Raw genomic sequence first — 13,636 nt, 5'->3', positions numbered from 1 at the left:
CGTGTCCAAACTGACCGACGTGCCCAAACGCATTCTCATCGGGCGCGCACTGCGCAGCGACCGGCTGGGCGAAACGCTCCTGCCGAAGCGCATCGCCCTCCCCGTCTTCGCCTCCGACCCGCTGTCCTCGGTGGCGTACGCACCGGGCGAGGTGCTGCTCGTCCTCTCCATCGCGGGCGCGTCGGCCTACCACTTCAGCCCCTGGATCGCGGGCGCGGTCGTGGTGCTGATGTTCACTGTCGTCGCCTCCTACCGGCAGAACGTGCACGCGTACCCCTCGGGCGGCGGCGACTACGAGGTGGCCACCACCAACCTCGGCCCCCGCGCCGGGCTCACCGTGGCCAGCGCCCTGCTGGTCGACTACGTGCTCACCGTCGCCGTGTCGATCTCCTCCGGCATCGAGAACCTCGGCTCCGCGATCCCCTTCGTCGTCCACCACCAGGTCTTCTGCGCGGTCGCCGTCATCGTGCTGCTGACCGTCATGAACCTGCGCGGGGTGCGGGAGTCGGGCAAGCTCTTCGCCATCCCCACGTACGTCTTCGTGGCCGGCGTCTTCCTGATGATCCTCTGGGGCCTGGTGCGCGGCCTCCTCCTCGGCGACACCATGCGGGCGCCCACCGCCGGCTACCACCTCAGGGCCGAGCACTCGGGGCTCGCGGGCTTCGCCCTCGTCTTCCTGTTGCTGCGGGCCTTCTCCTCCGGCTGCGCCGCGCTCACCGGCGTCGAGGCCATCAGCAACGGCGTGCCCGCCTTCCGCAAGCCCAAGAGCAGGAACGCCGCCACCACCCTGGCCATGATGGGCCTGCTCGCCGTCACCATGTTCTGCGGCATCATCGCGCTCGCCATGGCCACCCACGTCCACATGGCCGACGACCCGGGCCGCGACCTGCTCGACCACGGCAGCCCGCTCGGCTCCGGCTACGTCCAGAACCCGGTGATCTCCCAGGTCGCCGAGGCCGTCTTCGGCGACGGCAGCTTCCTGTTCATCGTGCTGTCCGCCGCCACCGCGCTGGTCCTCTTCCTCGCCGCCAACACCGCGTACAACGGCTTCCCGCTGCTCGGCTCGATCCTCGCGCAGGACCGCTACCTGCCGCGCCAGCTCCACACCCGCGGCGACCGGCTCGCCTTCTCCAACGGCATCGTGCTGCTCGCGGGCGCCGCCACCCTCCTCGTCGTGGTCTACGGGGCCGACTCCACCCGCCTGATCCAGCTCTACATCGTCGGCGTGTTCGTCTCCTTCACCCTCAGCCAGACCGGCATGGTGCGGCACTGGAACCGTGCCCTCGCCACCGAGCGCGACCAGGGCAAACGGCTGCACATGCTCCGCTCCCGCGCCATCAACACCTTCGGGGCCTTCCTCACCGGCCTCGTCCTCGTCGTCGTCCTGCTCACCAAGTTCACCCACGGCGCCTGGGTGGCCGTCCTCGGCATGGTCATCTTCTACGCGGTCATGTCCGCGATCAGGCGGCACTACGACCGCGTCGCGGAGGAGATCTCCGCGCCCGAGGTCCCCACCGAGGACAGCGCGCGGCCCTCCCGGGTGCACTCGATAGTCCTTGTCTCCAGAATCCACCGGCCCACCCTGCGCGCCCTCGCCTACGCCCGGCTGATGCGCTCCGACAGCCTGGAGGCCGTCAGCGTCAACGTCGACTCCGAGGAGACCCGCGCCCTCAAGGACGAGTGGGAGCGGCGCGGCATCGACGTCCCCCTCAAGGTCCTCGCCTCCCCCTACCGCGAGATCACCCGCCCCGTCATCGAGTACGTGAAGGGCCTGCGCAGGGACGCGCCGCGGGCCGCGGTCAGCGTGATCATCCCCGAGTACGTGGTCGGCCACTGGTACGAGCATCTGCTCCACAACCAGAGCGCCCTGCGCCTCAAGGGCCGCCTGCTCTTCACGCCAGGCGTCATGGTCACCTCGGTGCCCTACCAGCTTGAGTCCTCCGAACTCGCCCGCAGGCGCGCACGGCGGCGGCAGAACTGGAGCGCGCCCGGCGCGGTCCGCCGCGGCCCCGTGACCCACGGGCACCCGCGCGAGCCGGGCACGACCGACCCCACGGGGCCCTCGGAGCCCACCCGCCGCCGCGACTGAGCGCGCACCACCCCCGTGCTCCCGGACGACCGCCTCCGGCGCACGGCGTACCCTGTGGCGGTCCCCGTCCGCACACCCCTGGAGTCAGCGCACCATGCCCGCCGAGGCCGCCGAAGAGAAGACATCCCTCGTGGGGGAGGAGTACGAGGTCGAGGTCGGCCCCGTCGCACACGGCGGCCACTGCGTCGCCCGCAGTGCGCAGGGCCAGGTCCTCTTCGTACGGCACACCCTGCCGGGCGAGCGCGTCGTCGCCCGGGTCACCGAGGGCGCGGCGGGCGACCGCTTCCTGCGCGCCGACGCGGTACGCGTGCTCGACCCCGCGAAGGACAGGATCGAGGCGCCCTGCCCCTACGCGGGCCCGGGCCGCTGCGGCGGCTGCGACTGGCAGCACGTGAAGCCGGGCGGCCAGCGCCGTCTGAAGGCCGACGTCATCGCGGAGCAGCTACGGCGCCTCGCCGGGCTCGCCCCGGAGGATGTCGGCTGGGACGGCACGGTGGCCCCCGCCCCCGGCGACAAGCTCCCCGCGGGTGAGGTCCCGGCCTGGCGCACCCGCGTGCAGTACGCGGTCGACGCCTCGGGCCACGCGGGCCTGCGCAGGCACCGTTCGCACGAGGTGGAGCCCGTCGAGCGCTGCCTGATCGCCGCCGAGGGCGTCACGGAACTCGGCGTGGAGGCCCGCGACTGGCCGGACATGGAGACCGTCGAGGCCATCGCCGCCTCCGGCTCCGGCGACCGCCAGGTCGTCCTGACCCCGCGCCCCGGCGGCCGGCTCCCGCTGGTGTCGCTGGACCGCCCGGTGTCCGTGCTGCGCGTCGACGAACGCGACGGCGCCGTGCACCGGGTGCACGGCCGCCCCTTCGTACGCGAGCGGGCGGCGGAGCACACCTGGCGGGTGGGCGCGAGCGGCTTCTGGCAGGTGCACCCGCGCGCGGCCGACCTGCTGGTGGAGGTCGTCATGCAGGGCCTGCTGCCCCGCAAGGGCGACACCGCGCTCGACCTGTACTGCGGCGTGGGCCTCTTCGCGGGCGCGCTCGCCGACCGGGTGGGCGAGCGCGGCGCGGTCCTCGGCATCGAGTCCTCGAAGCGCGCGGTGGAGGACGCCCGCCACAACCTGGCCTTCGCCGACCGGGTCAGGGTGGAACACGGCAAGGTCGACCAGGTGCTGCCCCGCACCGGTATCACCGAGGCCGACCTGATCGTCCTCGACCCGCCCCGCACGGGCGCGGGCCGGGCGACGGCGACCCGTCTGACCACCCTGGGCGCCCGCCGCATCGCCTACGTGGCCTGCGACCCCGCAGCCCTCGCCCGCGACCTCTCCCACTTCCACACAAACGGCTACCGCACACGGACCCTACGGGCGTTTGATTTGTTTCCTGTTACGCATCATGTGGAGTGCGTGGCGATTTTGGAGCCGGTGAAGTAGGGGGCCGGTCCCCCGCAGCGCCGTCCCGGGAGCAGTGGTCATGCCCCCGGGGGGGTTGTTGGGTGATGCCGTTGAACAGGTTGTTGATCAGGGACTCGGTGAATGCTTTGTCGACTGGTTCGTCGGGGATGAGGAGTCGGTGGTGGACGGCGCCCCAGAGTTGGTCGACAAGTACCCGTACGTCGATGTCGGGACGTATCTGGCCTGCTTCCTGGGCGCGGTCGAAGCGGTCTGTGGCGAGTCGGCGCCGTACCGAGGAGTAGAGGTGGCGGTACTCGGAGGCGTGGGGCGTGGTCGACGATGCGGGATTCCCAGGAGGTCATGAGCGTCGGAGTGCCCGGCCGGTCAGTGCGGGGGTGCTCGGCGGGCCCGGATCAGCTGATGGTCAGCCGTGAGATGAGCCCGTCGCGGAGTTCGAAGCGCATGGGGCCCGTGCCGTTGTAGCCGTCGCCGGTCACGGTGAGGGTGACGACGTAGCTGTCGGGCTTGTCCCCGGGCTCGAACGTGACGAGGTCGAAGTGGGAGCGCACTCCGATGTTGTCGGTGCCGTTCCAGGAGCGGATGCCGTCGTGGCCGCGGAACTCGCGGCCCCAGTCGTTGAGGTACGCGTCGGTGGTGAACGCGGTGACGAAGCCCTCGGAGTCTCCCGCGTTCGTGGTGTCGATGAACGTCCGGATGGCGGTGGGCAGGGCGGCTTCGGTCATGGTGGCACCTTCTGTCGGGGGCACGGAGATCATGGTCGGGGCGGAGCCCGGCATGGTGCCGACGGTACGGCGGTTACCTCGGCCGGGCACGTGAGGGGCATGCGTCAACGGGGGAGGTGGAGGGGGTGGCGGTGGTCGGCAGTCGGCAGGGGCGGCCCGTGCGGGGGCCGTGGGCGGCACGGTCGCGTCGGGCTCGTCCATGCGGGTGAGCGTGGTGGTCATCGGCCGGGGCTCTCGTGTCGGTGCCTCGTCGGGGGGTGGTACGAGAGATACGAGCGGTGAGGCGTTGCGCGGCGACGGCGGGGCCTCACCTGGTGGTGAGCAGGTCCGCGAGGTCGACGCGGGTGAGGAACTCGCGGCGGATGCGGTCGGCCACCTCCGAGAACTCCTGCGAGCCGTCGTTCGCGGGGTCGATGTGGACGCGGTACGGGCGCTCGCCCGCGGGGAGGGCGACGATCCGCGCGATCTCGTCGGAGACGAGCGAGGTGTCGGCCCCCTCGGGGGCGAGGGCGGCCGGCTTCTCGGCGACCTGGTCCATGAGACCGGCGTAGCGGGTCTCGTAGGCGGCCTCGACCGCGGTGTCGGCCGGGCGGCCGGAGTGTGCGAAGTGGTTCGTGCCGCTCGTGAACGAGCCGGGCACGACGATCGAGGTCTCGACGCCCCAGCGCGCGAGTTCGGCGGCGTAGGAGACGGCGAGGGAGTCCATGCCCGCCTTCGCCGCGAAGTACGGCGCGAGATACGGGGGTGTGCCGCCCTTCACGGACGAACTCGACACCCAAACGCAGCGTCTATATCGAGGTCCCGTCATGACTCCGGGGGGCGCGAGGGCCGGGTATGGGGGGGCGGGGCTGAGTGTGTGTGGGGGGTGATGCGGGGTCCCCCGCCGCGGGTCCTTGCCGCAACCGTCACCTTCCGGCCCCTGCCGGTGGCCAGCGCGTAGCCTGCACCTCGCGTGATTCCTCCGCCGTGCGGTCGACCACGTGAGCTGATGCCCGCCTGATCCGATCCAGAGAGAGTCAAGTGAAGACCTTCACCCTGCCCGGCACCGACATCGTCGCGCCCAATGTCGTCCTCGGCCTGATGCGCATCCAGGACAAGTCCGACGAGGAGGTGCGCACCCTCGTCAGCACCGCCCGCGACGCCGGTATCGCCTTCCTCGACCACGCCGACATCTACGGCACCGGTGTGCACGGCTGCGAGCGTCGCTTCGCCGAGGCGCTGCGGCTGACCTCGTCCGAGCGTGAGCAGTTCGTCATCCAGTCGAAGGCCGGGATCGTCAAGGACGGCCCGTACTACGACTTCTCGTACGAGCACATCGTCGAGTCGGTGAACGGCTCGCTGGAGGCGCTCGGCACCGACTACCTCGACATCCTGCTGCTGCACCGGCCCGACGCGCTCGTCGAGCCGGAGGAAGTCGCCCGCGCCTTCGACGAGTTGTCGGCCGCGGGCAAGGTGCGCGCGTTCGGCGTCTCGAATCACACACCGCGCCAGATCGACCTGCTGCGCCGCCATGTGACCCAGCCGATCGTCGCGAACCAGCTCCAACTGTCGATCACGCACGCGCCGATCGTCGCCCAGGGCGTCGCGGCCAACATGCAGGGCCTGGACCAGGCGATCGTGCGGGACGACGGGATCGTCGACTACTGCCGTCTTCATGACATCACCGTGCAGGCGTGGTCGCCTTTCCAGGCCGGGTTCTTCGACGGCCCGTTCCTCGGCTCCGACCGCTACCCGGAGCTGAACGCCGTCGTCGACCGGCTTTCGGGGAAGTACGGTGTGCCCGGCGAGGCGATCGCGGTGGCGTGGATCACGCGCCACCCCGCGCAGATGCAGGTGGTGCTCGGCACCACCACGCCCGCGCGGGTGTCCGCCGCCGCCCTCGGCTCCGACCTCCCGCTCACCCGCCCCGAGTGGTACGAACTGTTCCGCGCCGCCGGCTACACCGTGCCGTAACCGGTCCCACTCGGTGACACCGCTCTCCCGGCGACAACCGCTCTCTCGGCGACAACCGCTCTCTTGGTGACACCGCCGGGTGCCTGTCCCTTCCTGGGGCGGCACCCGGCAGCCCCGTGCGGCGCGGAGGCGGTCCTCGACGGCTGTCACGGTGTCTGCTCCAGCCTTCTGGCCAGGGCGGCGAGCGCCCGGCCCGCCGTGGACTTCCATCGCCACGGCCGACGTCACCGCCACCCGCCCCTGGACAGGCATCGGCCCCCGGCACGCCGCCACCGCCCCGCACCGGGGAGCCGCAGCCGAGGCACCACAGGCCCGGCGGCCGGCCGCTCGCTCAGGACACGGCGAGGCGTTCCCGTAGGGCCGTCGCGAACTCGGTCGTCCTGTTGTTCAGGTAGAAGTGGTCGCCCTCGAACACAATCAGCTCGAAGGCGTCGGCGGGGGCGTGGTCCCTCCAGTCGGCGGCCTCCGGCACCGTCGTCCTGGGGTCCGCGTCGCCGGTTAGGGCGGTCACGGGGCAGCGCAGGGCGGCTCCGGGGCGGTGGCGGTATGTCTCCGAGGCGCGGTAGTCGCTTCTGAGGGCGGGCAGGACGAGCGCCCTCGTCTCCGGGTCGGCCAGGATCCGGGAACCCGTACCGCCGAGCGCCCCCACCTCGGCGACGAGGGCGTCGTCGCTCAGACGGTGGACGGTCTCCTCGCGGTGGTGGTGGGGCGCGCGGCGGCCGGACACGAACAGGTGCACGGGGGCGTCGTCACCGGCGGCCGCGAGGTTGCGGGCGATCTCGTACGCCACGATCGCGCCCAGGCTGTGCCCGAGGAGGGCGAACGGCCGGTCGCCGCGGTCGCGCAGTGCCAGGGTGCTGAGGCGGGCGAGTTCGTGGACGCTGTCCACGCAGGGCTCACGGAAGCGGTCCTGGCGGCCCGGGTACTGCACCGCCAGCACCTCCACCGACGGCGCGAGCGCCCGCGCCAGCGGGAGGAAGGCGCTCGCCGAGCCGCCCGCGTGCGGGAAGCACACGAGCCGTACGGCGGCACCGTCCGAGGGGACGTACCGCCTGAACCACAGTTCTCCCTGGGGGGCCGTGTCGGTCATGGTTGTCGGATGACCCTTCGCAGTGCTGTCGGTCGTACGGGTGGGGCGGGCCCGCAGGGGGCGGCCCCGGGGCGGCACGGTACCTGACGCGGGTTGACCCTGACACGGTGGCAAGGTGTCCCCTGGACGGAGGAGGTGGTCGCCATCAACACGACCGAGGGGAATTCGCGTGCCGCACGAGTGGCCGGGGCGCTGGGCGCCGAGGACGCTTCCGTGCGGCTTCAGGCGGCGCTGGCGGTGGGCTCCGACCCCGCCCCCGGCCTGGTGGACGCGCTCGTCGAGCGCTGCGGGGTCGAGCCGGACTTCTTCGTACGGGACATGCTGACCTGGGCGCTGACCCGCCTCCCGCCGGAGGCCACCCTGCCCCGGCTCCGTCAGGAACTGCGCTCCGGGAGCCCGGGCGCCCGCGGCCAGGCGCTGCACACCCTCTCCAAGATCGGGGACGGCAGCGCGTGGCCCTGGATCACGCGCGAGCTGCTGCGCGACGCCGACGACGAGGTCGCGCGGACCGCGTGGCGCGCCGCGGTCGTCCTCGTGCCGCAGGACGGGAGGAGCGGCCTCGCCGACGAGCTGCTGTCGCAGCTCGGCCGGGGCGAGCGCGAGGTGCGGCTCAGCCTCAGCCGCGCCCTCATCGACCTCGGCGACGCGGCCGTGCCCGCCCTGGAGAGGGCCGCGGCGGGCCCCGACCGTGCCGTGTCCGCCCACGCGCACGCCACCGAGCTGCTGCGGCGCAACCCGGCGGCCGGCTTCGACGCCGCCGTCGAGGAGGCGAGGCGGCTGGCCGCACTCGGCGCGGAGCGTGCCGCGGCCCTCGCGCGGGCGGACACCGGGACCGGCGGGGCCGCGGAGAGCGCGGGGTGCTGATCGGCGAGGTGGCCCGCAGGTCGGGGCTGAGCACCCGGGTGCTCCGGCACTACGACGCGCTCGGTCTAGTGCGGCCGACCGGTCGCACCGTCGGCGGCTACCGCGAGTACTCCGCCGACGACGTCCGCCGGATCTTCCACGTGGAGAGCCTGCGGTCCCTCGGGCTCTCCCTCAAACAGGTCGCACGGGCGCTCGAAGACCCGGACTTCACCCCGTCCGCCCTGGTCGGCGACCTCGTCCGATGGACACGGGAGCGCCTGGAGCGGGAGCGGGAACTGCTCGGGCGGCTCCGCGCGATCGACGCCGCGGCGCCCGCCGACTGGCAGGACGTCCTGGACGTCGTCGGGCTCATGCGGGGGCTCGGCTCGGCGAGCGCCGCGCGCAGACAGCAGGCCGTACTGGCGCATCCCGAGGGGGTGCCGGTGCCCCTGGAGGTGCTGGCCGGTGCGGTCCTGGCGGAGTCCGACCCGCATGTCGCGGGCGCGCTGCGCTGGGCGCTCGCCCGCTCCGGCGGCGACGGGGTGGCGGCGCTGGCCGACGGCATGCGCGCGCCGGACCCCGCGGTCAGGCGGCGCGCGGTGCTGGCGGTCGCCGCGGTGCCCGCGGCCCCGGGCGCGGCCACGCTGCTCACGGACGCGCTCGGGGACGCGGACGCGACGGTGCGCGGGCGGGCCGCGCTGGTGTTGGGCGGGCGGGGGGTGGCCGCGGCCGTGCCGGTGCTCGTCGGCATGGTCGTCAAGGGGGCGGGTGACGTCGACGCGGCGGACGCCCTCGTGACGCTGTCAGGGGACGCCGGGTGCGCGGAGCGGATTCTCGCGGCGCTGGCCGACGAACTCGCCGCGCCGGGCGCGGACTCCGCGACACGGCTGCGGCTGACCCAGGCCCTGGTCGAACTGCCGGGGAGCGCCCCGCGCGCGGTGCTGCGCGAACTGGCCGGGGACGGCGATCCCGCCGTCGCCCTCGTGGCGTCCGCCTTCGTGAAGGACGACGAGGTGTGACCGGCCGGGGCGGCGGGTCGCGTCTCACTCCCCGGGCCCGGAGGACTCCGTCCCGTCCTTGCGCGCCAGCAGGTGGATCTCCTTGAACCGCCGCCGGTCCGTGGGCTGTGGCGCGCGGACCATGCGGGCCACCTCAAAGAGCCCGGCGGTGTGCAGCAGTGCGGCGAGGTGGTCGGGCCACCACCGGTAGGCCGGTGCGACCGCGTGGTCGAAGACCTGCGTGGGGTGGGACGGGCCCTCGCTCGCCGAGAAGCCGATGAGGAGGTGGCCGCCGGGCGCCAGTACGCGGTGGAACTCCGCGAGGACTGCGGGGAGTTCTGCCGGGGGAGTGTGGATGACCGACCAGCGGGCGAGGACGCCTCCCAGCGCGCCGTCCGCCGTGTCGAGCGTGGCCATGGAGCCGTTCTCGAAGCGCAGTTGGGGGTGGGCGCTGCGGGCGAGCCCGACCATCCCGGGGGAGGCGTCGACGCCGAACGCCCTGAGCCCGAGGCCGTGGAGGTGCGCGGTGACATGGCCCGGCCCGCACCCCACATCCGCCACCTCGGCCTTCCCGCTCGCGGCCACGGACTCGGCGAACACGCCCAACATGGCGCGGTCCAGGGGGCTTTCGCGCAGCGAGTCGCGGAACAGCCTCGCGTATTCGGCCGCGGCGGCGTCGTACGCCTCGCGGGTGGCACTGAGGGTGTCCTGCTCGGTCATGCGCCAGACCGTAGCCCCTCCCGTCCTGCCGGACCACCCGGCCCCCGCCGTACGGTGGCCGCTTCGGAGGCGGCGGGTGAAGACGACGCGGTGCTGCCCCGGGCCGTCGTAGTCGGGCACGGGGGCCGAGCGGTCGAAGCCCAGCGCGGTGTGGAAGGCGATGGAGCGGGTGTTCTCCGGTGAGGTGACCGCCCTGACGAGGGTGCGGCCGTCGTGTCCCCCGGCGGTGCAGAACGTTCGTAGAGCGTCCGGGCGAGCCCGCCGTCTCCGGCCGCGGCGACGAGGCTGGTGTCGTGGAAGTGGTCGAGGTAGAGCCTGCCCAGCAGGGCGGTGAACCGGTCGCCGGTGAGGTAGGCGTAGTCGGAGGCGGCGCGGAAGGGGTACGCCGTGTCGCCCGAGCGGGGCCGCAGCCGGCCCGCGGGCACCACGAGGCGCTCGCCGGGGAAGCGTGCCGACACGGCGGCGCGGCGCTCCGAGGTCCTGGCGGCCTGGGCGAGGGGGGCCACGTCCCGCCGCCCGGTGTCGGCCCAACCGGTCCGCATGGCGGCGGTCAACGCGTCGGAGACGCCGGGGCGGAGACCGTTCTTGCGCTGTCCGGCCGGTCCTGCGGCCTTCTCGTCCCGTCCGGTCCCCGTGGTCCGCGGGAGCCCGGGGGCGGTGTCCTCAGGCACGGTTGGTTCCTCCTTGCGGTGTCCTGTGCGTCAGCCGAGGGCGACGTGCGTGTTGCCGAGCGAGAGCAGCAGTCCGAAGGCGTCGACGGCCGCGACGCCCAGGACGAAGGAGCGCGACCACCCGCGGCGCCCTGCCGGGGTGGGCACGAACTGCCGGGCGGCCAGCGCCGGCAGGACGCCCTGGACCAGGAAGCACGCTTCGAAGAGCCACAGGTCCCGCACCGCGGACAGCCGGTGGTCGTGCGCCAGCGCCGCCGGGTCCACCCCATGTGCCGCGGGGAAGTCGACGGCGCCGTGCGCCCCCAGCAGGTAGAGCGTCTTCGTGACGAAGCCGAAGACGGCGTGCGAGACGCAGACCACGCCGCCGCACCAGAGCGGAACGAGCAGCGCCCACGCCGGTACCCGCCCGGCGGCGCGGTGGTTCAGCGCCGGCACCCAGGCGGCGCCGACCAGCATGGCGGCGGTCACGACCCAGTTGGCGGCCCTGACGGTGCCGGGGTCCTGGCGGGCCGCGACGGGCACACGCCAGGTGCCGCCCACCGCCCAGTACACGTGGACGCCCGCGTAGAGCAGGGTGAACACGACCGTGAGCAGCACAAGACGCGGTCGTACCGCCAAGTCGGTGCCGTCGCCCGGCCGTACGGGCGTCTTCTCGTCGAGTGCCGTCAAGGGATGGCTTCTTCCGTCGTGCACGGCCCGCGCCCACGGGGGCGCCCGTCCGGGCCCGCAGGGGGGTCGGCCGTACCCGCACAGGGGGGGCAGGCGGGTACGGCCGAAGACGGGGTGGATACCGCGGCTGTCGTCGAACCACTGGCGTCGCGGTGCTCCGGAGGCCGCCGCGACTCCCACGACCAGGGGCTCACCGACGACGGTAGGCAGCGGCCGCGGCCCGGGCCACTGCGGAAACGCACCGTTCGCGCCCCCGGGCTCTCGAAATGCCACGGCGCGCAGGTACGGCGGTGCGGGGCTGTGCAGTTCGGAAGGGGCGGGGACCGCCCGGGTGCACAGGCGGTACTCAGGCGCCGCCGGTGCCGGGGCCGATCTTCATGCCGAGGCCGGGCACGAACGCGAACTCCTCCTCGATCCGCGGTGTGAGGACGGCCCCGCTGCCGGGCTCCGCGAGGTCGTCGCGGGAGATGGTGCCGCCGTGGATCGGGAAGGGCGCCGACTGGGTCGCCTCGCGCAGCGGGTTGCGCAGGGTGCACACCTCGACGAGCGGCATACCGAGGGCGAAGGCGACATGGGTGCTGTTCAGGAGCTGGACCCCGCTGCCCCACACATGCGGGATGGAGTCGAGGCCCTGCCGCCTCGACCGCTCGACGACGCGGCGGAAGTCGGCGAAGCCGCCGACCATGCCGACGTCGGGCTGAACGATCCCGACGCCGCCCGCGTCCATGAGGTGCCCGAAGTCCTGGATCACGCTGTAGCTCTCCACGCCCGACACCGGCACGTCCAGGGCGCGGGTGACGGCCGCGTAGCCCTCGATGTCCTCGGCCGCGCACGGCTCCTCGTACCAACTGTGCGGCAGGGTCTCCTGGAAGGCGCGGCCGACCGTGATGGCGTCCTCGACCCGCCACGGGTGCGAGGAGCAGCCCTGCACCAGGTCGAGGGCGACCCTGGTGCCCGAGGACAGCCGGGGCGCGAGGTGTTCGAGGAGCCGCACGGTGGTTCCGGGGTCGCGCATGGCGCGGATCTTCACGATGTCGAAGCCCGCGTCCTCCTGCGCGGCCACCCAGCCGTGGATCTGCTCGTGCGTCACGCCGAGGCCGCCGCTCGCGTAGCCCCTGACAGCGGTGGGCACGGCGTCCGGGTCCTCGGCGAGATGCCGCCACAGCGGCACACCGGCCTCCTTCGCCTCCGCGTCCAGGCAGGCCATCTCGATCGCGGCGATGACACCGGAGGCGATGCCGCCGCGGGCCCAGAAGCGGGTGTACGCGCGCAGGTGGTCGCCGATGTTCACACCGCGGAACTCGCCCGTGGGCAGATACGGTTCGAAGGCGGTCAGCAGCCCGGGCACGGCCTCGGCCGCCATCGTCGACTGGGACACCTCGCCGAGCCCGCGGGCGCCGGTCTCCGTCGTGACCTCCACCAGTGCCGCGTTCCACGCCCAGATGCGGCCGCCGACCCATTCGAGCGGCGGGGCACCGGAGTTGTCGTGGCTCAGCAGGACGGAGCGGATGGAAGCGATCTTCATGAGTCTCCTTGCGACATCCCGGGCGATCGATCCGACACCGGGCAGACTGGCAGGGCCAAAGAGGGACCACGACGGGAGACTAACGCCGTCGTCCGCGGAACTCCATGATTTTGGCCCAACCAATATCGGGATGGTGGGCGATGGTCAGAACTCGACCCCGGTGTCCTCCCGGTCGAGCGCGGCGCGCAGCGCGGTCTCGACGGCGATGACATGGGCTGCCGCGAGGGTGCCCGCCCGCGACGGGTCGTGGTCGCGCACCGCCGCGAAGATCGCCTCGTGTTCGCCGCGCGTGCCGACGGTGGTGCCGCTCGTGCGGTACATCCCGGCGGCGATACGGGCCCGGAAGGTCATGCTGTTCAGCGCCGTGCCCAGGGCTTCGAGCGCGGGATTGCGCGCGGCGGCGTTGAGGATGGCGTGGAACTCGATGTCGGCCGCCTGGTCCTCCTCCGTGGTCCCGCCGCTGCCGCCCGGCGGCGACATGCGGTCGACGCAGGCTTCCAGCCTGGCCAGCTCGTCGTCGGCGATGTGGACGGCCGCGAGGGCCGCCGTCTCCGCCTCGACGATGCGGCGGATCGTGAGGTATTCCAGCAGCCGCTCGGTCGGCGACACCTCGACCATGACGGCCATGCTCTCCAGCAGCGACGTCGAGGAGAGGCTGCGCACGAAGGCGCCGGAGCCGCGCTTGACCTCGACGAGGCCCATCCGGGCCAGGGTGGCGAGCGCCTCCCTGATGGTGTTGCGCGAGACCCCCATCTCGGCCGCGAGCTGGCGCTCGGGCGGCAGCCTGTCGTTCTCGCCGAGCTGCCGTGACGCGATCATCAGCTTGAGCTTCGCGACCACCGCGTCCACCGCGGAGGACGACCCGCCGGCCGGGCCGCCGGGGCCGTCGGCACCGCCGACGCCGTCTGCCACGATCGATTCCTCCCCGTTCCGCGGAGTCCCGCGCACTCG

The 13,636-nt window shown here is 73.2% G+C and carries 12 protein-coding genes and 2 pseudogenes; 5 read left to right on the top strand and 9 right to left on the bottom strand.

The annotated features are described in order from the left end of the window. Position 1 precedes the first annotated feature (1 nt). Together ACIBIW_RS11665 and ACIBIW_RS11660 are read left to right on the top strand one after the other, a co-directional pair. Positions 2-2,089, top strand: a complete 2,088-nt coding sequence (locus tag ACIBIW_RS11665) for an APC family permease (RefSeq protein ID WP_399334620.1) — start codon at positions 2-4, stop codon at positions 2,087-2,089. Between the two features lie 94 nt (positions 2,090-2,183). Beyond that, complete coding sequence (locus ACIBIW_RS11660) at positions 2,184-3,512, top strand: class I SAM-dependent RNA methyltransferase (RefSeq protein WP_399334619.1); 1,329 nt, start codon at positions 2,184-2,186, stop codon at positions 3,510-3,512. On the opposite strand, the pseudogene ACIBIW_RS11655 reads toward ACIBIW_RS11660, so the two are convergent. The 3 genes and pseudogenes from ACIBIW_RS11655 to ACIBIW_RS11645 form a co-directional block, all read right to left on the bottom strand. Beyond that, positions 3,466-3,783 (bottom strand): annotated as a pseudogene (locus ACIBIW_RS11655) (TetR-like C-terminal domain-containing protein); the annotation flags it as partial. The gene ACIBIW_RS11660 and the pseudogene ACIBIW_RS11655 sit on opposite strands and share 47 nt — an antisense overlap. 103 nt (positions 3,784-3,886) lie before the next feature. Beyond that, on the bottom strand, positions 3,887-4,216 hold the full coding sequence (locus ACIBIW_RS11650) for a nuclear transport factor 2 family protein (RefSeq protein ID WP_399334617.1): 330 nt from the start codon (positions 4,214-4,216) through the stop codon (positions 3,887-3,889). Positions 4,217-4,523: 307 nt separating this feature from the next. Next, a complete protein-coding gene (locus ACIBIW_RS11645; protein WP_399334615.1) occupies positions 4,524-4,991 on the bottom strand; it encodes a hypothetical protein in 468 nt (155 codons plus the stop codon). 245 nt (positions 4,992-5,236) lie between these two features. Between ACIBIW_RS11645 and ACIBIW_RS11640 the strand changes: the two genes are divergently transcribed. After that, positions 5,237-6,169: an aldo/keto reductase family oxidoreductase gene (locus tag ACIBIW_RS11640; RefSeq protein ID WP_399334613.1), complete on the top strand. Its 933-nt coding sequence runs from the start codon at positions 5,237-5,239 to the stop codon at positions 6,167-6,169. 331 nt (positions 6,170-6,500) lie between these two features. Here ACIBIW_RS11640 and ACIBIW_RS11635 read toward each other — a convergent pair whose 3' ends face one another. Next, the gene (locus ACIBIW_RS11635) at positions 6,501-7,259 is read right to left on the bottom strand and encodes a thioesterase II family protein (protein WP_399334611.1); all 759 of its coding nucleotides are present in this window, start codon (positions 7,257-7,259) and stop codon (positions 6,501-6,503) included. Positions 7,260-7,472: 213 nt separating this feature from the next. On the opposite strand from ACIBIW_RS11635, the gene ACIBIW_RS11630 reads away from it, so the two are divergent. Then, a complete protein-coding gene (locus tag ACIBIW_RS11630) occupies positions 7,473-8,123 on the top strand; it encodes a HEAT repeat domain-containing protein (RefSeq protein WP_399334609.1) in 651 nt (216 codons plus the stop codon). Beyond that, a complete protein-coding gene (locus ACIBIW_RS11625) occupies positions 8,117-9,121 on the top strand; it encodes a MerR family transcriptional regulator (protein WP_399334607.1) in 1,005 nt (334 codons plus the stop codon). The genes ACIBIW_RS11630 and ACIBIW_RS11625 overlap by 7 nt, the downstream gene beginning before the upstream one ends. Before the next feature lie 24 nt (positions 9,122-9,145). On the opposite strand, the gene ACIBIW_RS11620 is transcribed toward ACIBIW_RS11625, so the two are convergent. From ACIBIW_RS11620 to ACIBIW_RS11600, 5 genes and pseudogenes are all read right to left on the bottom strand, one after another. Beyond that, a complete protein-coding gene (locus ACIBIW_RS11620) occupies positions 9,146-9,820 on the bottom strand; it encodes a class I SAM-dependent methyltransferase (RefSeq protein ID WP_399334605.1) in 675 nt (224 codons plus the stop codon). 335 nt (positions 9,821-10,155) lie between these two features. Further along, positions 10,156-10,491: pseudogene (locus ACIBIW_RS11615) on the bottom strand (aminopeptidase P N-terminal domain-containing protein); the annotation flags it as partial. Positions 10,492-10,521: 30 nt separating this feature from the next. Further along, on the bottom strand, positions 10,522-11,160 hold the full coding sequence (locus tag ACIBIW_RS11610; protein WP_399334603.1) for a DUF3995 domain-containing protein: 639 nt from the start codon (positions 11,158-11,160) through the stop codon (positions 10,522-10,524). A 346-nt stretch (positions 11,161-11,506) separates the two neighbouring features. Continuing rightward, positions 11,507-12,685, bottom strand: a complete 1,179-nt coding sequence (locus tag ACIBIW_RS11605; protein ID WP_399334601.1) for an enolase C-terminal domain-like protein — start codon at positions 12,683-12,685, stop codon at positions 11,507-11,509. A 144-nt stretch (positions 12,686-12,829) separates the two neighbouring features. Beyond that, positions 12,830-13,597 (bottom strand): FadR/GntR family transcriptional regulator, encoded by a 768-nt coding sequence (locus ACIBIW_RS11600; RefSeq protein ID WP_399334599.1) that lies wholly within the window; start codon positions 13,595-13,597, stop codon positions 12,830-12,832. Positions 13,598-13,636: the final 39 nt, after the last annotated feature.

Origin of the sequence: Streptomyces sp. NPDC050560, assembly GCF_044457285.1 — a bacterium.
Lineage (GTDB): Bacteria > Actinomycetota > Actinomycetes > Streptomycetales > Streptomycetaceae > Streptomyces.
Note: the sequence above shows the minus strand (reverse complement) of the source record. Positions and strands in the feature narration are given on the sequence as shown.